This window comes from Undibacterium sp. GW821-FHT07F11, assembly GCF_059418665.1.
Genome location: NZ_JBWKQH010000009.1, coordinates 264393 through 282668, shown reverse-complemented (window position 1 = coordinate 282668; position 18276 = coordinate 264393). Strand labels below are relative to the sequence as shown.

Below are 18276 nucleotides of genomic sequence, written 5' to 3'. Positions count from 1 at the left end.
CATACCATGTCTGCAAATGCTATCCCTACCGTGACCCCCGACGCCTACCTGACCCTGCATTATCGCCTCGCGACGCTGGATGGTGAAGATATACTCAGCACCTTCAACGAACGCCCTGCAACCCTGCAATTAGGTACAGGACAACTGGCTCCTGAACTGGAGGCATCTTTGCTTGGGCTGGAAGAAGGTTCTCATACCACCCAGGAACTGGCACCAGAAAAAGCCTTTGGCCCGCGCAATCCTGATTTGATACAAAGAGTGTCGCTGGCTACACTAAAAGAAAACTCCGCTTTTGGCGAGCAATATGTGATTGGTGACCTGGTTGAATTTGCGGCACCTGCCGGCGGCAAGTTTGCCGGTATCCTGCGTGCACTGGATGACGAGGGGGCATTATTTGATTTTAATCATCCCCTCGCCGGGCAAACCGTGCTGTTTGAAACAAAAATTATCGGGATTCTTTAATCAAAGTTTATGGACAAAGAAATTTTACTAGCTCAGCCGCGCGGATTTTGTGCCGGTGTTGACCGCGCCATCGAAATTGTCGAGCGTGCCTTGCTGCAATTCGGTGCGCCGATTTATGTCAGGCATGAAATTGTGCATAACGCTTATGTCGTCAATGACCTCAAGCAGAAAGGTGCTATCTTCATCGAAGAACTGGATGATGTCCCAGCCGGTAATACCCTGATATTTTCTGCGCATGGTGTTTCACAAAGCGTGCGCCAGGAAGCAGAGTCCAGAGGATTGACCATTTTTGATGCGACCTGCCCATTGGTGACCAAGGTACATATAGAAGTGGCCAAGATGCGCAAGGAAGGACGTGAGATCATCATGATAGGTCACCATGGTCACCCTGAAGTTGAGGGGACGATGGGACAATCCGAAGCAGGCATGTATCTGGTTGAAACCGTGGAAGATGTCGCGAAATTGCAAGTGAGGAATGAGGAAATGCTGGCCTTTGTGTCGCAAACGACTTTGTCTGTTGACGACACGGCAGAAATTATAGATGCTTTGAAAAAGCGCTTTCCTTTGATCAGCGAACCAAAAAAGGGCGATATTTGCTACGCCACTACCAATCGTCAGGAAGCCGTGAAATTCATGGCACCGCAAGTGGACCTGGTATTGGTGGTTGGTAGCCCGAACAGTTCCAACTCAAACCGTTTGCGTGAAGTCGCTGAGAAAAAAGGTGTGACTGCCTATATGGTCGACAATGCCAGCCAGATCAAACCTGAATGGCTGGAAAACAGTTTGCGTATCGGTGTGACAGCCGGTGCTTCTGCGCCAGAAGTACTGGTGCAGGAAGTAATAGCCAGTTTGCGTCAGCTGGGCGCACGCAGTGTGCGTGCGCTCGACGGTGTTGAAGAGGCAGTGACTTTCCCCATGCCTAAAGGATTATCTGCAGCAAAGATATGATGCTTGTAACTCTCTTAAGTAAGTGAATTTGATAAAAAATTTGTTTTGGCTGTTGTTTTCGATATTTTATTTTGCAAATACGTGTTTAAGATTGCGGCACAATCAAGTTCGGTATTTGCCGGATTTGGCAAAACGTGTATGCTGGTATTCGGCACTTGTGGAAAGTACGTAGCTTGCGGTGGCTTTTTTACCACTGGAAGAAGAGACAAACTATGTATAATCCCGCCGACTTTACTGGGATAACCTTTAAGTCAAAATATATTACAAAAACTTTTACCAAAAGTTGCTGAGGAGAGTTCTACTATGTGTATCAATTACGCCATTACTGCTTCTACTTTGATGACGCGCCTGTTTGGCTAACGCGCGTTCGAATTCCGGCGGCACCCAGACAGGGTGCCGCTTTCCTTATCAGGAATGATTTTTGCTGAAACCTGTTCGTTGTTACTTGATTCTTTCAAGTGGCAAGATGGCAAGCAGTTCATCTCCTGGTTTTTTCAGAAATTCGTTTCGTTCTTAAAGTGAGAAGCAAAATATGGATACCTTTATCCAACAAATTATTAACGGTCTGGTGCTGGGCAGCATGTATGCCCTGGTCGCACTCGGTTACACCATGGTCTATGGTGTACTCAATCTGATTAACTTTGCGCATGGCGACGTACTGATGGTTGGTGCGATGGCAGGCCTGAGTATCATCAAAGTATTGCAAGTGGTTGCGCCTGACCTGCCTGGCATCATCAAGCTTATCATCGCGATTCTGGGTGCCATTCCGGTCTGTATCGCAGTCAATCTATTGATAGAACGCGTCGCCTACCGACGATTACGGAATGCACCACGCCTGGCTCCTCTGATCACGGCGATCGGTGTGTCCATCCTGGTGCAAACTTTCGCCATGATGATCTGGGGCCGCAGCCCTATCTCTTTCCCATCCGTGATGTCCTTCATCCCCGTACAAATCGGTGGCGCCGTGATCTCCCAAACCCAGATCGTCTTGCTGGTGCTGGCAACGCTGGCGATGGTTGGCCTGGTCTTGCTGGTTGAAAAAACCAAAATGGGTCGTGCCATGCGTGCTACTGCTGAAAACCCACGCGTCGCCGGTTTGATGGGGGTCGATTCCAACAAGGTGATTGTTGCTACCTTCGCCATCGGTGCTGCACTGGCTGCGATTGCTGGTGTGATGTGGGCAGCGAACTATTCATCCGCACAGTTTGCCATGGGCTTTGTACCTGGCCTGAAAGCCTTCTCGGCAGCGGTACTGGGTGGTATCGGGAATATTTATGGCGCGATGGTAGGTGGTATCGTGCTGGGTCTGATTGAAAGTCTGGGTGCCGGTTATATCGGTGACCTGACTGGTGGTGTGTTAGGTAGTCACTATCAGGATATTTTTGCTTTCGTCGTTTTGATCATCGTACTGACCTTGCGTCCATCCGGCATCATGGGTGAGCGTGTTGCTGACCGTGCGTAAGGAGAAAATCAATGTCAACCATATTTGATGTAAAAGCTAATCCAACCAAGGCTTACGCCAGCTTTGCTGTGCTGGGCGTGGTCATGGTCTTGTTCCCATTCGTGGCCGCCAATTTTGGTAATTCCTGGGTCAGGATTATTGACTTCGCGCTGTTGTATATCATGCTGGCGCTGGGACTGAATATCGTGGTCGGTTTTGCCGGTCTGCTGGATCTGGGTTATATCGCTTTTTATGCCGTTGGTGCTTATCTGGCTGCGATTTTTGGCTCGCAGCAGTTCGCGACCATTCTTGAGTCTTTCGTCAATAATTACCCGGTAGTGGGTGAGTTCCTGGTTGCTGTGTGCGGGCCGGAAATTACCAAAAACGGTATTCACTTGTCAGTCTGGATCATCGTGCCATTTGCGGCGGCGATTGCAGGCATGTTTGGTGCCTTGCTTGGTGCGCCAACCTTGAAACTGCGTGGTGATTATCTGGCGATCGTGACCCTGGGTTTTGGTGAAATTATCCGTATTTTCATGAACAACATGAATGCACCGATCAATTTCACGAACGGCCCACAAGGGATCAACATGATCGATCCTATCCGTATCTTTGGTGTATCGCTGGGTGGTGAAGAAGGCTCGAATGCGACAGTACGTTTCCTGGGCATGAGCATGCCTTCAGTAAATGCGTATTACTTCCTGTTCCTGTTCCTGTGTATCGCGATTGTTATCGTCTCGCTGCGTTTGCAAGATTCCCGTCTGGGCCGTGCCTGGGTGGCGATACGTGAAGATGAGATTGCGGCAAAGGCCATGGGTATCAATACCCGTAACGTCAAATTGCTGGCCTTCTCCATGGGCGCTTCTTTTGGTGGTGTTTCCGGTGCGATGTTTGCCAGCTTCCAGGGCTTCGTGTCACCAGAGTCTTTCTCCCTGATGGAATCCATCGTGATTCTGGCAATGGTGGTCTTGGGCGGTATTGGTCATATTCCAGGGGTTATTCTCGGTGCGGTATTGCTGGCGGCTTTGCCAGAAGTATTGCGTCACGTGGTTGAACCAGTGCAAAACCTGATTTTCGGTAAAGTCTGGATCGAAGCCGAAGTATTGCGTCAATTGTTGTACGGCTTCGCCATGGTTGCCATCATGCTTAATCGTCCTGCCGGCTTGTGGCCTGCACCGAAGCATGAAGATCGTATGGCAAAGACTAACGAAGCGGCAGCTTAAGGAAGATCAAGATGACTGAACAGACTATCTTAAAAATCGAAGGTGCCAATAAGCGTTTTGGCGGCTTGCAGGCGCTGTCGAATGTCGGCATTAATATCAAGAAAGGCCAGATTTATGGCCTGATAGGCCCGAACGGCGCAGGTAAAACAACTTTTTTCAATGTCATTACTGGTTTGTACCAGCCTGATACTGGCACTTTTGAACTTGATGGCAAACCATACTCGCCATCAGCTCCGCATGAAGTGGCCAAGGCTGGTATTGCCAGGACTTTCCAGAACATCCGCCTGTTTGGTGAAATGACTGCTCTGGAAAACGTCATGGTAGGCCGCCACATCCGTACTCATCAGGGCGTGTTTGGTGCGGTATTCCGCCATCCTGCTGCGCGCAAAGAGGAACTGGATATTCGTAAGCGTGCACAAGAATTGCTGGATTTCGTCGGCATAGGCCAGTTTGCCAGCCGCACGTCAAAGTTCCTGTCTTATGGTGATCAACGCCGCCTGGAAATTGCCCGTGCACTGGCAACTGATCCAAAACTGCTGGCGCTGGATGAACCAGCCGCCGGTATGAATGCGACTGAAAAACTCGCCCTGCGTGAGTTGCTGGTCAAGATCAAGGCAGAAGGCAAGACGATTTTGCTGATCGAGCATGACGTCAAATTGATGATGGGATTATGTGACAGGATGACTGTTCTGGATTACGGCAAGCCAATTGCAGAAGGTTTGCCAGCAGACATACAGAAAAATCCGGCAGTTATTGAAGCGTATTTGGGAGGTGGTCACTAATGGCTGAGAACGTATTAAAGATAAGCAATCTGAAGGTTGCTTACGGCGGCATCAAGGCCGTTAAAGGGATAGACCTGGAAGTCAACAAGGGCGAATTGATTACCCTGATTGGCGCCAATGGTGCGGGCAAGACCACCACACTGAAAGCCATCACCGGCACGCTGCCCGCTTGCAAAGTGGAAGGCGAGATCATTTATCTTGGTGCTTCCATCCGTAACGTCAATTCCTTCGAGATGGTGAAAAACCATCTGGCCATGGTGCCAGAAGGCCGTGGTGTGTTTACTCGCATGACGATTCTGGAAAACCTGATGATGGGTGCGTATATCCGTAACGATAAAGCGGGTATCAATGCCGATGTGGAAAAATGGTTTACGGTTTTCCCACGACTGAAAGAACGTGCTGCCCAATTGGCAGGTACCTTGTCCGGTGGTGAGCAACAGATGCTGGCCATGGCACGCGCACTGATGAGCCACCCCAACCTGCTGTTGCTGGATGAGCCATCCATGGGTTTGTCACCTATCATGGTGGAGAAGATTTTTGAAGTCGTGCGTAATGTGTCGGCCCAGGGTATCACCATCCTGCTGGTTGAGCAAAACGCCAAACTGGCCTTGCAGGCAGCCCACCGTGGTTACGTCATGGATTCTGGCGCCATTACCATGAGTGGCAACGCCAAGGATATGCTGAATGATCCTAAGGTCCAGGCAGCTTACCTGGGTGAAGGCTAGTACGAGCTAAGCGATTTACGAAGTAAGGTAAGCCCGCTGCATGGCATTGCCGTGCCAGGGCATTTCAAATACCTGCAAGTAATTGCAGGTATTTTTTTTGTCTATTTTTTCTCACTCAGCATCATTCGTCGATCTCGCAGCGGCAGATGTCATTTACAATCGGAAAGGCAAGTGAAAGTCACATCACAGGGTGCATGATTCCAGCGAGGAGTAAGCAGATGTCAAATCAGCTCAAGCGCTTGTTTAGTTTATGTTTCTCCCCATGCTTCCCCATTTTTAACTGCCTGTTATTGTGTGGTTTATTATTGTCCTGCGCATCTGCTCCCAGACCTGATTTATCACGCCTCTACAGATTGAGTGACCGGGCTGCCGATAACACGCCTGTCATTCTCATCCCGGGGTTGTTTGGCTCAAAGTTGCGCAATCGCCGAACAGGCAAAGAAGTCTGGCCCGGATCTGCGACGGACGTGTTGTTTGGTGACTATCGTCAACTGGCCTTGAAATTTGACCCGCTAACTCTACAGGTACTGCCTGATGATCTGGAAGCTTTTGATGTCGCTGACAAGGTGCTCGGTCAGGATATTTATGGCCCCATTATCAGTACCCTGGAAAAATTTGGTGGTTATGTAAAAGGAGTGCCAGGTACACCTGTTCGCAAGGGGGAACGCCGCTATTACCTGTTTCCCTATGACTTCAGGCAAGATAACAGTGGTCATGCAGTAGCGTTGGAAGCTTTGATCAATCAGGTCCGACGCGATTACGCCAATCCCCAATTGCGGGTTGATCTGGTTGCCCACAGCATGGGGGGACTGGTTGCGCGCTATTATCTGCGCTATGGCATTGCTGACGTACTCAGCGGTGAACATGAGCAAGTAACGCTATACGGTACGACACGGGTACGCAAGCTGGTGTTGCTGGGGACGCCTAATCTTGGTTCCGCTTCTTCCTTGCATGCCTTCCTGAGTGGAGAGCCGATAGGCCTGGGACGTATTCCGCCTGAGGTGCTGGCCACGATGCCCAGCGGTTACCAGTTATTTCCTCATCCTCTGGTGACCTGGCTCATCGATGCGGATGGCAATGTCCTTGGCGATAATCTGTTCGATATGGCAACCTGGCAACGTTATCGCTGGAGTCTTTTTAATCCTGAAATACAAGCACGCATACAGGGGCAGGACACCGCCATGTCAGGCATGCCTCAGAAAGATCTGGAGCGTTTCTTTGCTTACCGGTTGGAGCGTGCCCGTCGCTTCATGTGGGCTTTGTCTACGCCAGAACCCGAAACACCGATACGCTATGTCTTGTTTGGTGGCGATTGCAGTTTGACACCAGCACGCCTGATGCTGGAAAAAGAGGGTGAGCAATTATTGACCAGACTGGATCCTGCCCATATACGCAGACCAGTTGCTGGTGTGCGGTACGAAGAGCTGATGCTGGAGCCGGGAGATGGCCGGGTTACCAAGCCATCTTTGCTGGCAAGGGAAACCCTGGATCCGTCGGCTGAACAAAGCGAGGATAGTTTTATTCCGATTGCTTACTGGTTTTTCTTGTGTGAAAACCATGTGCAACTGACAAATAACATCAATTTTCAAGACAATCTCTTGAATGTTTTGCTGACCCGTTCTTTGCCTTGGGAGAATTCTCCTGCACAAATGCAGTCATTACCTTAAGTTCGGATGAAATAAAAAACCCCGCAATATGTGCGGGGTTTTGTTTTTATGCGCTGTAAAAGCGCATGGCAAGGATGAAAATACTTGCTTATTTCTTTGCAGCTTTTGGTGCGGCGGCTTTAGTTGCAGTCGAGACCGCATTGTTCAGATTAGCTTCGAGCGCTTCAACAGCTTGCTTGGTTGTTTTGCTGATGTGATCGTAACTGGCGTTCGCATTGTCTATCGATGTTTTGAAGAAAGAAACAAATTGCTCGGAACCTGCGGGAGCATTTTTGGATACTTCATCGATCAAAGACAAAACTTTGCGATTGGTTTCTGCGATTTGTGCTTCAGCAGCATGTGTAAATTCTGCCTGTGTGCTGGAAGTGATATTTGCCAGGTGACGGCTGTAAGCCAGTACTTTTTCAGCAGTAGGTTGTGCCTGGGCTGCGGACAGATTGAAAAATTCTTGTGGGTCTTTGGCAGCCAGTAATTGCTTGGTTGCGGCAGAGCTTTCTTCCAAAGAGGATTTGACGGCATTCAAATTCAGTTCGATGAATTTCTCTACGCCTTCAAATGCTTTGCCTGTCAATGTAGTGAACAGAGCAAGTTGTGCATCGAAATTGGCTTTAGTTGCTGCGGAAATTTGTTCTGGTGCAGTAAACATGGACGTCTCCTAAGTAGGAAAGTGGAATACAAGAAACCTGGCGATTGCTAAGTGGAATGTTGCAGCGCGGACTTAATTAATAAACCATGAAATTGTGCGATGCAATAAGTTACATTCTATTGATTCACAAAATGAAGTCAAGATAAATTTGTGCGTCGCAATATAATAATTATTCATTTGGAAATACTTTTTAATAAATATACAAACAGGAAAATGAAAACATTGAAAACATTTTTCCTGAGGCAATTATGTATGGCAATTATGACCAGAAAATGAAGTGTGTTGCCTATGTTAGACTTTCGTGCTGAGACTTGCGCTCGGGCAATTCATTTTCTAATCATAGTAGGGTGGGCAGACGATGGCGATACAAGCAAAAACCAGAAAAGACTTTAAGCATTTCCATGCGATTACCACACGTTGGATGGACAATGATGCGTATGGGCATGTTAATAATGTTGTTTATTACAGCTGGTTCGATACGGTCGTGAATCAGTTTCTGATCACCAATGGGGTGCTGGACATAGAGAACAGCCCTGTCATTGGCCTGGTCATAGAAACCCAGTGCAATTATCTGGCGTCGGTGGCTTTTCCTGACGTTATTGAGGCTGGGGTTGCGGTCAGCAAGTTGGGTAATTCCAGCGTGCGTTATGAAGTAGGTATTTTCAAGAATGGCGAAGATAGTGCGGCTGCCCAGGGGCATTTCGTTCATGTGTATGTGGACAGGGAAAATCGGCGTCCAACGGCCATCCCTGCTGCCATGCGCCAGCTTTTGCAAACTATAGAGGCATAACCCCTATGATCACTTCAATAACACAGCAAGTGGTGGATGAAGCCATCACGTCGCGTCGCTCCATTCGCGCGTTTTTACCGACGCCGGTGGCTCGTGAAGATATTGAGCAAATACTGGAAGTGGCTGCACGTTCCCCTTCTGGCAGCAATACCCAGCCATGGAAGGTATATGTACTGACCGGAGAAAAACTGCAAGCATTGTCAAATGCCATCCTGGCGGCGCATAACAGCGAGGGGCAGGGCGGACATGAGCAAGAATATAACTATTACCCCGTCAAATGGGTGACGCCTTACCTGGAGCGCCGCCGCAAAGTGGGGTGGGACTTATATGCGTTGCTGGGCCTGGGGCGCGAGAACAAAATGGGTATGCATGCACAGCATGGCCGCAATTACGCGTTTTTTAATGCGCCTGTTGGTTTCATCTTCACGATAGACCGGGTGATGGAGCAAGGCTCCTGGCTGGACTACGGCATGTTTTTACAAAGTATCATGGTCGCCGCACGTGGTCGTGGCCTTGATACATGCCCGCAGGCAGCATTTACCCAGTATCACAAAATTATCTTCCAGCAATTACGATTGCCTGAAGATGAAATGCTGGTCTGCGGTATGTCATTAGGTTATGCGGATCATAGCAAGATTGAAAATACTCTGGTGACTGAAAGAGCCAGTCCATCAGATTTTGCTCGTTTTATCGATTAGAAAAGATAATTGAATATTTTATGGAAACTGAATTGTGAAATTTGTTTAAAAGTCAGAATGTTTTTGCAACTTAGTCTAATACAACTAATGAATAAGCTTCGCTAACTCCTTATTTTCCTTGCGGAATTTCCGAATTTTGCTACACTGCACTATCTTTTTGGCATATCTGATCTGGAGTCATTAATGGTGAAATTTGCCCGATGTGCAGTGGTTTTCTCATTAATCGCGCTCTTGCCAATGGCTAGCGTGCTGGCTGCCACAAACTCACACAAAAATTCTTCCAAAAAACATGCGACTCACGGCAAGACGCATGCGGCTTCTCACAAAAAAATTGTTATTCATACCGCATCGGGCACAGTGGTCAAGCGTACCGTTCTTGTACATGGCAAGCGCAGAGTGATTACTGAACGTGTTGCACTGGTGCGTGAAGTGCCGGACAGGCCAAGTATGGGCGATAGTGCAGGCTTGAAAAATACCCAAGATCCTTTGGATCTGAAATCGAATGTGGCCTATGTGGTTGATCAGGACAGTTCCAAGGTCTTGTTTGAGAAAAATTCCGACGTTTCCCTGCCTATCGCTTCGATTACCAAACTCATGACCAGCCTGGTTGTGGTGGAGGCTCACCAGGACATGGATGAGCAGATAGAAGTGACGAATGATGACATCGACAAGGAAAAAAATACCAGTTCCCGGTTGAAGATCGGTGCCAAACTCTCGCGTTCTGACATGTTGCATATCGCTTTGATGAGTTCAGAAAATCGCGCAGCTTCAGCATTGGGGCGCAATTATCCAGGTGGTTTGCCTGCATTTGTCGCAGCCATGAATACCAAAGCCAAACAGTTGGGTATGTCGGACACGCATTATGTTGATTCCAGCGGACTCTCCAGCCAGAACCGCGCCAGCGCACGGGATTTGGTCAAACTGGTGAATGCTGCCTATCAGCATCCTGTCATCAGACAGTATTCCACTGATTCAAAATATGTCGTCGCACCGGGCGGCAAAAATCTCGAATACGGTACTTCCAACAAACTGGTGATTAACCCTGCATGGGAAATTGGCCTGCAAAAGACTGGTTATATTGCCGAAGCTGGCCGCTGCCTGGTTATGCAAGCCATTATCGAAGGCCGTAATATCGTCATGGTTTTCCTCGATTCCAAGGGCAAGTATTCACGTCTGGCCGACGCAGACCGCATGAAAAAATGGCTGGAGACAATCAAACCCCATGTATGAAATTCATGCTCAGGAACAAGTATAGCCAGAGGTAAAAACTGGCATCGTTTTAGATTTCATTAAGATACCCGCTAAAAGCGGGTATTTTTTCGCCCATACTCATCCTTACTTCCGCAGCCTTCCGCAGGCTTATTTCAGCTTCGCCGGGGCGCACCTACATTTTCAGCTTGCTTTGATGCTCGCAAACGAGCTGCCAAGCATGATTTTCCGCAGCTCACTTTTTTGGCATCACGTGAAGGCTTTGTTGATAAGTATGAATATTCTGTTTTGTTATTAGTGTACACAGGCAAGTCCATCGCTGCAGGTCATCTATTTACCTTTTGTAAAAACATTCGCATGTGTTGTTTAAAAAACAATTAAAAATTCAATTGGATTTTTGTGTGCTATCGCACAGATCGCACATGGAGAAAAGAGAGATAAGGGATGCTTGATACCTTACTCAAGCAGAAATTGCCTGGTCAATCTGTCAAAGTCGGACGGATAAAGACTGCCTCCCACATGTGAAACCAACGTAACCAATGAAACCTATCTTGGTTAGCAATTTCACTTCAGGTCGCTTTCCGAAATAAGAAAGAAGCACCGTATTGCGGCCACACCGAAATTACTCGGCACCGGTTTCACCTGATAAAAAAAAGGCAAAAATGAATATCCTACAGCGCTACCTGAGGCCGCTTGCGTGCGTCTCTGCAATGCTCATCACATCATTCGTTGCCGGTTGCGGCGGTGGTGATCAAGGCCGTGATCCGATTTTGGGGTTGCCGTCGACCACTCTGTCAACTCTTACCGTCAGTCCGGCAACTGCCACAGTAGCAAGCGGCGGTATGCAACAATTTGTCGCTACAGCGACCTTTGCCGATGGTGTTTCCCGTGATGTCACAACGGCTTCCGTGTGGAGTTCTGGCAGCCCTGCAATAGCTAGTGTCGTCAGTGATACCGGCGTTGCCAAAGGTCTGGTGAGTGGATCTGCGATTATCACCGCTAGCTTCGGTGGCAAACTTGCTTCTGCTACTGTGACAGTGTCGCCTGCATCTCTGCAATCGATCAGCCTGCTTCCGGCAAATCCTTCTTTAGCTATCGGTGGTAAGCAGCAATTCTCGGCGATGGGAACTTACTCTGATGGCACCACCATTGACATTACTGCGATCTCCAGCTTTACGTCGGCAACGCCTGCATCGGCCACGATCAGCAGCACTGGATTGGCGACAGGTGTAGCAATCGGATCGTCGGTCATTACTGCAGTGTCTGGCGCAAGGACGGCAACAACATTGCTGACTGTAACACCGGCAAGCTTGCTTTCCATTGCTTTGACGCCCGCTAATCCGGCTATGCAAATAGGCACGACGCAACAGCTGACTTCTACGGCTAAATATTCAGATGGCAGCAGCGTGAATGTGACTGCGGCGACCAGCTTCAGTTCTGCCACACCTGCCAATGCAACAGTCTCGACTGTCGCAGCCAGCAATGGTCTGGTGACTGCAATCGCTACTGGCCCCTCTGTCATTACGGCGACGTTTAATGGCATGAGCACGACAACGACCATCAACGTCAGTTCTGCCGTGTTGCTTACTATTACCGTGATACCACCTAATGCTAATGTTGCAGTTGGCAGTACCCAGCAATTTGTCGCCAGTGGCGGTTATTCTGACGGAACAACAGCAAACATCAGCAATGGCGTGACCTGGGCGACAAGCTCACCTCTGGTTGCAACTGTCTTGCCAAACGGTCTTGCTACTGCTGTGGCTACCGGCCCTGCGCTTATAACAGCAACGCTGGGTGGTAAAACAGGTTCTGCCGCATTGACTGTCGTACCTGCTGTTACCCTGAACTCTATCGTGATCACCCCCGTCACTGCAAATCTGGCGATAGGTTCTACCCAGGCATTCGTAGCGATTGGTACTTACTCTGATGCCAGCAATGTCAATGTCACGAATTTGGTTACCTGGAGTTCTGGCAGCAGTTCGGTTGCAAGCATATTGTCGACTGGCGTAGCTACAGGTGTGACGGCAGGTACATCAGTCATCACAGCGAGCCTGAATACGAAATCGGCGACAGCCACACTTACAGTCGTATCCAGCCCGGCCTTGACTTCAATATCTATTGCTGCACCACCAGCCAGTTTGCTTGTTGGTGCAACACAGAATCTGGTGGCAACGGGTAGTTATTCGGATGGCAGTACCGCCAATATTACAAACTCCATCACATGGAGTTCTGGTGCAAGTACGATTGCAACGGTGAATGGAAGTGGGCTGGTGACTGCAGTCTCTCCTGGAACTACACCTGTTGTGGCGATATCCGGCACTAAATCTGCTTCAGTGACGATCAATGTTTTGCCGGTTGCAACTTTAAATTCCATCGCGGTGACGCCAGCCTCGCCTAGCATAGCTGTCAATGGCGCACAGAGTCTGGTCGCTACGGGCAGCTTTGCAGATGGCAGCAGCCTTAACATCAGCAATTCTGTCACCTGGGCTTCAGCCAATGCGGCAGTTGCCTCGGTATCAGCAACGGGAGTCGCCAATGGTTTGTCTGGCGGTACGGCTGCCATTACCGCCAGTTTTGCTGGCAAGCTGGGTAGTGCCAGCGTAACAGTCACGCCGGCCGTCACTCTGACAGGCATTACGCTTGCGCCAGTCAATGGCTCAGTACCTGCTGGATCATTGCAGCAATTTACGGCGACCGGCACTTATTCAAACGGTACAACAAACAACATCAGCAGCACGGTAAGCTGGAATTCAAGTGTTGGTAGTGTAGCCAGTATCTCGTCCAGTGGGCAGGCTACGGCAATTGCTGCAGGTGTGACAAATATCACGGCAACGCAAGGTGTGCAGACAGCAAGTACCAGTTTCACCGTAACAGCAGCGCCAGTGGCAAGTATCAATCTTGGTGGTGCAGCCAGCTTTGCTGTATTGGCAGGCGCATCGATTACCAATAATTCTGGTGGCATTACCCTGGTAAGTGGCGACGTAGGTGCGCCATCGCAGACGGTTGATCCGGTACAGACAGCAGGTTTTAGCAACTACAAATCTGGTGCGATATTGACCACCGCATTGGCTGATCTGCAAGTCGCCATTGTTGATGCGAATAGTCGCACCTGTACTGTCAATTCCGCCAGCGGCATTGATCTGGGCGGGCAAACTTTTACGCCTGGTGTGTATTGCTATGCCGGTGCCATCACTATTACCGGTACTTTCACGATGAATGGTCCTGGCCTGTATCTGTTCCGTAGTAGCTCTACTTTAAACACGACTGCGAATTCCATCGTTGCTTTGAATGGTGGTGCTTCGGCAGCCAGCGTGTTCTGGGTGCCTGTATCAGCAACAACCCTTGGTGCAAACAGTGTGTTCAAGGGGAACATCATGGGGCAGTCCGCAGCCATCACGATGGGTGATACTGCGACGCTGCAAAACGGACGGGTATTGTCGGGTAGTGCAGTGACATTAAAAAATAATGTGATCGCTCGTTAAACACGTATGGATTTTGAAAGAGTTCATGGTGAGCTCTTTCAATAAACGTCTCAATAAACTCAGGCAAACTCATCAGGAGAAAAATATGGCGCTGCCAAAAAAATTAGTAACACTTAACTTGTTCGCTTGTGCACTTCTTGTCAGTCAACTGGCACAAGCTGATGAACCATGGACCAATCAGGATTGGGCAGACAGTGCGTGGTATATAGGTGCGGGTGCTGGTCGTGCAAATACCAGTATTGACAAAGACAGACTGGTGCGCAGCCTGATGGACAATGGTGCAAGTTCGGTGACATTCGGATCAAACGAGCGTGATACTGCCTTCAAGCTTTTTATGGGCAAGCAAATGAATAGATACTTTGCCATAGAAGCAGGCTACTTTGATCTTGGTAAGTTTGGATTCAATGCAACTACCACGCCACCAGGCTCTATCAATGGTGAAGTTGGTTTTCGCGGTTTTAATCTGGATCTGGTGGGGCAGTTGCCATTGTCTGAGCGTTTCTCTTTGCTCGGACGAGTCGGTGCAAATTACACCAGGGCTAATGCACATTTCAGCGGCAATCGCCTGTTCGCGATAACAGATCCCAATCCTACCGAGAAAAAACTGAACCCAAAAGTCGGTGTTGGCCTTGAATATAAATTCACGCAAGCATTGGCAATACGTGGTGAAGCAGAACGATATCGCGTCAACGATGCTGTCCATAATCGTGGTGATGTAGATTTTTATTCTTTCAGCCTCGTCTACAAGTTTGGCAAGCCAGCCTATGCCAGACCAGTAGCTTATGTAGTACCACCAGTACCTGTGATGCAACAAGATCCCATCCCCGTTACTGTCGCGCAAAATTCACCTCCACCGCCAAGGCCACAACCGGTATCTGAAAAAATTACCTTTAGTGCCGAGGCTTTGTTTGACTTTGATAAATCAGTTGTCAAGCCACTGGGCAAACAAGCACTGGATGATTTGTTGAATAAGCTGCAGGGCATGAATACCGAAGTGATGATTACCGTCGGTCACACTGATTCGGTAGGCAGTGATGAATATAATCAAAAATTGTCTATCCGTCGTGCCGAAGCTGTAAAAGCCTATCTGGTGAGCAAAGGTATTGACACTACGCGCGTCTATACCGAAGGTAAGGGCGAAACGCAACCTATCGCTGATAATAAAACAAGCGAAGGGCGCTCAAAAAACCGTCGAGTGACTGTGGAAGTTGTTGGTTCACGTCGCTAGCGGAAAATAAGGAGGTATCTTTATCCTTCTTATAAAAACTGCAAAAAAATGACGTTCAGAACATAAACTGAGCGTCATTTTTTGTTCTGCTAGATTAAGCGAACAGACTATCCCATAGAGCTTTTGTCGCATCCGCTTCTTTGCTGACCCTTTCGTTTTCCACCCTGGCGCGGTCTTCACCTTGCAGCCGTATTCCATGCTGCAATTTGCGGAATAGTCTGTACGCATCTGAAGTTTGATTGGCCAGATGCAAGTCAATTAAACCCAGCTCGCCGCAGCGTCTTAATAAGGCGATATTGCCTTTGTTGGCCGTTAATTCCGGATACTGGTTTGCATATTTCAATACCAGAAATTGCACGATGAATTCTATATCTATCATGCCGCCCGCATCCTGTTTGAGGTCAAACAGGTCGCTGCGATTGATATTCGCGTCATGCATTTTTTTACGCATGCTGATAACTTCAGTGCGCAGCTTGTCTATGTCTCTTTGCTGGCGCAGGACCTGTTCGCGTATCTGCTCAAACTGTGCACCTATATTTGTATCGCCTGCACAAAAGCGGGCCCGTGTCAGTGCCTGATGCTCCCACAGCCAGGCAGATTTCTCCTGGTACCGGGCAAAGGAAGAGACTGAAGAAACCAGCAAGCCACTGGCACCGTCAGGACGCAGGGCGATATCAATATCAAACAAAATACCCGCAGGGGTGTGGCAGGTCATCCAGGTAATGAAGCGCTGCGCCAGTTTGGCATAATTGGCAGGTGCATCCTGGTCTTCATCTTCGTACAGGAAAATCACATCAAGGTCGGAGGCATATCCCAGTTCCTTGCCACCTTGTTTGCCATAGGCGATTACGGCAAAGCTGGGTTCCGCTTTGTGTCGGGTGGCGATAGTTAGCCAGGCAGACTGCAAGACTGCTGCGACGATGATGTCAGCCAGTTGCGAGAGCTCATCAGCCAGGTGCTCTACGCTGAGCTGGCCTTCCAGATCTTGCGCCAGCAGGCGAAATTGCATGGCATGGTGCATTTCACGCAGGGTTTCCATCTGCCTTTCGGTGTCGCCTGCGTGTTGCGCCAGATGTTGTTGCAAGTCCAGGCGGAATACTGACCAGTCCGGCCGTTGATGGAGAGAGGATTCATCCAGCAGCTCATCTAGCAGCAGGGGGTGGCGGGTCAGGAATTTGGCTGCCCAGTCAGAGGCCGCCATCATGCGTATTACCCGCGCCAGTGCATGTGGATATTCAGTCAGCAGTGCCAGATAGGCAGCACGGCGGGCTATGGCCTCCATGAAATCAAGCAGGCGGTTCCAGGCCAGTAATTGATTGCTGTTTTGTCTGGCGATAATGTTCAGGGCATTGTTCACCAAAGCCACCAGCTTCATGCGGCTGGCCTCGGACAAGGATTGCACCTTGGGGGATTGCCAGGTTGCCACAAGCCTCTGACTAAATGCCGCCGCATCCTGTGCTGAAAATTCCAGCCCTGCCAGATGGGCGGCAATCAATTCGTCACTGTCTGGGCTGGACAGGCTGACTGCCAGCATACCCTGTTCATTCTCGCTATTGTTTTCGGCTTTGTCGCGAAAGATGGCATCAAATTGTTCGGCGATGAATTCACGATGCGGGCGCAACTGATCCAGGAGTTCATTAACGCTGGCACAACCCATCATTTGTGCAATTCTTTGCTGATCTTCATCCCTGGCAGGGAAGGTATGGGTCTGGGCATCATCCAGATATTGCAGGCGATGTTCCAGATTGCGCAAAAAGGTATAGGAGTCCAGCAGTTTCTCTATGATGGAGGCATCCATGATGCCTTTTTCAGCCAGGGTCTGCAAAGTCTGGCGGGTAGAGCGCTCACGCAGGCTGGCATCGCGGCCACCGCGTATCAGCTGGAAGACTTGCGCCAGAAACTCTACTTCACGTATACCACCCCGACCCAGTTTGACATTATTGCTACGCTCGGGATGCTTGGTTTCCTGACGTACTACTTCAGCCCTGATCTGGGCATGCATGGAGCGCAGGGAATCAATCGCACCATAATCGAGATAACGGCGATAAACGAAGGGGCGGATAATTTTTTCCAACGCAGCGATATCATCGGCATTGCCTGTCATTGCCCTGGCTTTGACCCAGGCATAGCGTTCCCATTCGCGCCCCTGTATCAGGAAATACTCTTCTATCATATTGAAGCTGGCCACCAGAGGGCCAGATGCGCCATTCGGGCGCAATGCCATATCGACGCGGAAGCTATAACCGTCTTCAGTCACTTCAGAGATGGCGGCGATGAGTTTTTTACCCAGGCGGCTGAAGTACTCATGATTTGACAGGCTGCGCTGGCTGGAGTCTGTCGTCTGTGTTTCGCCATCTTCGGCATAGCAAAAAATCAAATCGATATCAGAAGAAACGTTCAGTTCATAGCCACCCAGTTTGCCCATGCCCAGCACGATCATGGCTTGCTGTTTGCCACTTTCTTCTCCTATGGGGATGCCATGCATGGCCTGCATTTCGATATCCAGGGCTTGCAAATGTTGCTGTACGACAAAATCAGCAAACAGGCTGATTGTGGTGATGACTTCATTCAGATCGGCCTGACCACATAAGTCGCGTTTAATCAGAGTGCATACCACCAGTTTGCGCAAACGGCGCATGGCTTTGTTAAGAGATGCACCTGCGTATATTTCTTTTTGTAAAAACTGCGCAAAATGCGCCGGGCTCAAGGATAATTCAGAAACTTGCTGCAACTGCTCATTTCGGCTGGCATCTGCCTCCATGCAATGATTGAAAAAGCGGGAAGCCTGAAGAATTTCGGCGTTCATGGTGATGCTTGCAGTCATAATGGGGCTGTTCTGGTCAGTGTTGTGATTGATTTTAAGCTATAAGCGGCGGGCAGAGTGGTATTGGCCGCCAGGGCTAGGCAACAGACGGGAAATAAATTTATACTCCTTGGGAGTATAAAAATCATTACGGTTAAAAACAATGGACTTA

Annotated in this window: 14 protein-coding genes; 12 read left to right on the top strand and 2 right to left on the bottom strand. The window is 49.2% G+C overall.

Going from position 1 to position 18276, the window contains the following annotated elements; genetic code table 11:
* The first annotated feature begins 6 nt into the window (after positions 1-6).
* The 7 genes from AC07OI_RS22600 to AC07OI_RS22570 all read left to right on the top strand — a co-directional run bounded on the left by AC07OI_RS22600 (position 7) and on the right by AC07OI_RS22570 (position 7248).
* The gene (locus AC07OI_RS22600) at positions 7-462 is read left to right on the top strand and encodes an FKBP-type peptidyl-prolyl cis-trans isomerase (RefSeq protein ID WP_492708835.1); all 456 of its coding nucleotides are present in this window, start codon (positions 7-9) and stop codon (positions 460-462) included.
* A 9-nt stretch (positions 463-471) separates the two neighbouring features.
* A complete protein-coding gene (ispH, locus tag AC07OI_RS22595; protein ID WP_492708833.1) occupies positions 472-1410 on the top strand; it encodes a 4-hydroxy-3-methylbut-2-enyl diphosphate reductase in 939 nt (312 codons plus the stop codon).
* Between the two features lie 532 nt (positions 1411-1942).
* Positions 1943-2872, top strand: coding sequence for a branched-chain amino acid ABC transporter permease (locus AC07OI_RS22590; protein WP_492708831.1), 930 nt, complete (start codon positions 1943-1945; stop codon positions 2870-2872).
* Positions 2873-2883: 11 nt separating this feature from the next.
* Positions 2884-4074: an ABC transporter permease subunit gene (locus AC07OI_RS22585; protein WP_492708829.1), complete on the top strand. Its 1191-nt coding sequence runs from the start codon at positions 2884-2886 to the stop codon at positions 4072-4074.
* Between the two features lie 11 nt (positions 4075-4085).
* Complete coding sequence (locus AC07OI_RS22580) at positions 4086-4856, top strand: ABC transporter ATP-binding protein (protein WP_423011988.1); 771 nt, start codon at positions 4086-4088, stop codon at positions 4854-4856.
* A complete protein-coding gene (locus AC07OI_RS22575) occupies positions 4856-5581 on the top strand; it encodes an ABC transporter ATP-binding protein (protein ID WP_492708827.1) in 726 nt (241 codons plus the stop codon). Before AC07OI_RS22580 ends, AC07OI_RS22575 begins: the two co-directional genes overlap by 1 nt.
* Positions 5582-5799: 218 nt before the next feature.
* The gene (locus AC07OI_RS22570; protein ID WP_495258770.1) at positions 5800-7248 is read left to right on the top strand and encodes an alpha/beta hydrolase; all 1449 of its coding nucleotides are present in this window, start codon (positions 5800-5802) and stop codon (positions 7246-7248) included.
* An 88-nt stretch (positions 7249-7336) separates the two neighbouring features.
* On the opposite strand, the gene AC07OI_RS22565 is transcribed toward AC07OI_RS22570, so the two are convergent.
* Positions 7337-7894, bottom strand: a complete 558-nt coding sequence (locus tag AC07OI_RS22565) for a phasin family protein (RefSeq protein ID WP_492708823.1) — start codon at positions 7892-7894, stop codon at positions 7337-7339.
* A 358-nt stretch (positions 7895-8252) separates the two neighbouring features.
* Between AC07OI_RS22565 and AC07OI_RS22560 the strand changes: the two genes are divergently transcribed.
* The 5 genes from AC07OI_RS22560 (at position 8253) to AC07OI_RS22540 (ending at position 15301) form a co-directional block, all read left to right on the top strand.
* Positions 8253-8684 carry an acyl-CoA thioesterase gene (locus AC07OI_RS22560; RefSeq protein ID WP_495258769.1) on the top strand — a complete coding sequence of 144 codons (432 nt, stop codon included), beginning with the start codon at positions 8253-8255 and terminating at the stop codon, positions 8682-8684.
* Between the two features lie 5 nt (positions 8685-8689).
* Positions 8690-9382, top strand: coding sequence for a nitroreductase (locus AC07OI_RS22555; protein WP_492708819.1), 693 nt, complete (start codon positions 8690-8692; stop codon positions 9380-9382).
* Between the two features lie 183 nt (positions 9383-9565).
* Positions 9566-10612, top strand: coding sequence for a D-alanyl-D-alanine endopeptidase (pbpG, locus tag AC07OI_RS22550; protein ID WP_492708817.1), 1047 nt, complete (start codon positions 9566-9568; stop codon positions 10610-10612).
* A 689-nt stretch (positions 10613-11301) separates the two neighbouring features.
* A complete protein-coding gene (locus tag AC07OI_RS22545; RefSeq protein ID WP_495258768.1) occupies positions 11302-14073 on the top strand; it encodes a beta strand repeat-containing protein in 2772 nt (923 codons plus the stop codon).
* Between the two features lie 85 nt (positions 14074-14158).
* The gene (locus tag AC07OI_RS22540; protein WP_495258767.1) at positions 14159-15301 is read left to right on the top strand and encodes an OmpA family protein; all 1143 of its coding nucleotides are present in this window, start codon (positions 14159-14161) and stop codon (positions 15299-15301) included.
* Positions 15302-15395: 94 nt separating this feature from the next.
* Here the strand turns inward: AC07OI_RS22540 and glnE are convergent, their stop codons facing one another.
* Entirely contained in the window at positions 15396-18125 is a 2730-nt protein-coding gene (glnE, locus tag AC07OI_RS22535; protein ID WP_495258766.1) for a bifunctional [glutamate--ammonia ligase]-adenylyl-L-tyrosine phosphorylase/[glutamate--ammonia-ligase] adenylyltransferase, read from the bottom strand.
* Positions 18126-18276 lie beyond the last annotated feature (151 nt).

Bases quoted from the DNA above. Each gene is read 5' to 3' on its own strand.
- AC07OI_RS22600 (WP_492708835.1), top strand. From the start codon at position 7: ATGTCTGCAAATGCTATCCCTACCGTGACCCCCGACGCCTACCTGACC.
- ispH (WP_492708833.1), top strand. From the start codon at position 472: ATGGACAAAGAAATTTTACTAGCTCAGCCGCGCGGATTTTGTGCCGGT.
- AC07OI_RS22590 (WP_492708831.1), top strand. From the start codon at position 1,943: ATGGATACCTTTATCCAACAAATTATTAACGGTCTGGTGCTGGGCAGC.
- AC07OI_RS22585 (WP_492708829.1), top strand. From the start codon at position 2,884: ATGTCAACCATATTTGATGTAAAAGCTAATCCAACCAAGGCTTACGCC.
- AC07OI_RS22580 (WP_423011988.1), top strand. From the start codon at position 4,086: ATGACTGAACAGACTATCTTAAAAATCGAAGGTGCCAATAAGCGTTTT.
- AC07OI_RS22575 (WP_492708827.1), top strand. From the start codon at position 4,856: ATGGCTGAGAACGTATTAAAGATAAGCAATCTGAAGGTTGCTTACGGC.
- AC07OI_RS22570 (WP_495258770.1), top strand. From the start codon at position 5,800: ATGTCAAATCAGCTCAAGCGCTTGTTTAGTTTATGTTTCTCCCCATGC.
- AC07OI_RS22565 (WP_492708823.1), bottom strand. From the start codon at position 7,894: ATGTTTACTGCACCAGAACAAATTTCCGCAGCAACTAAAGCCAATTTC.
- AC07OI_RS22560 (WP_495258769.1), top strand. From the start codon at position 8,253: ATGGCGATACAAGCAAAAACCAGAAAAGACTTTAAGCATTTCCATGCG.
- AC07OI_RS22555 (WP_492708819.1), top strand. From the start codon at position 8,690: ATGATCACTTCAATAACACAGCAAGTGGTGGATGAAGCCATCACGTCG.
- pbpG (WP_492708817.1), top strand. From the start codon at position 9,566: ATGGTGAAATTTGCCCGATGTGCAGTGGTTTTCTCATTAATCGCGCTC.
- AC07OI_RS22545 (WP_495258768.1), top strand. From the start codon at position 11,302: ATGCTCATCACATCATTCGTTGCCGGTTGCGGCGGTGGTGATCAAGGC.
- AC07OI_RS22540 (WP_495258767.1), top strand. From the start codon at position 14,159: ATGGCGCTGCCAAAAAAATTAGTAACACTTAACTTGTTCGCTTGTGCA.
- glnE (WP_495258766.1), bottom strand. From the start codon at position 18,125: ATGACTGCAAGCATCACCATGAACGCCGAAATTCTTCAGGCTTCCCGC.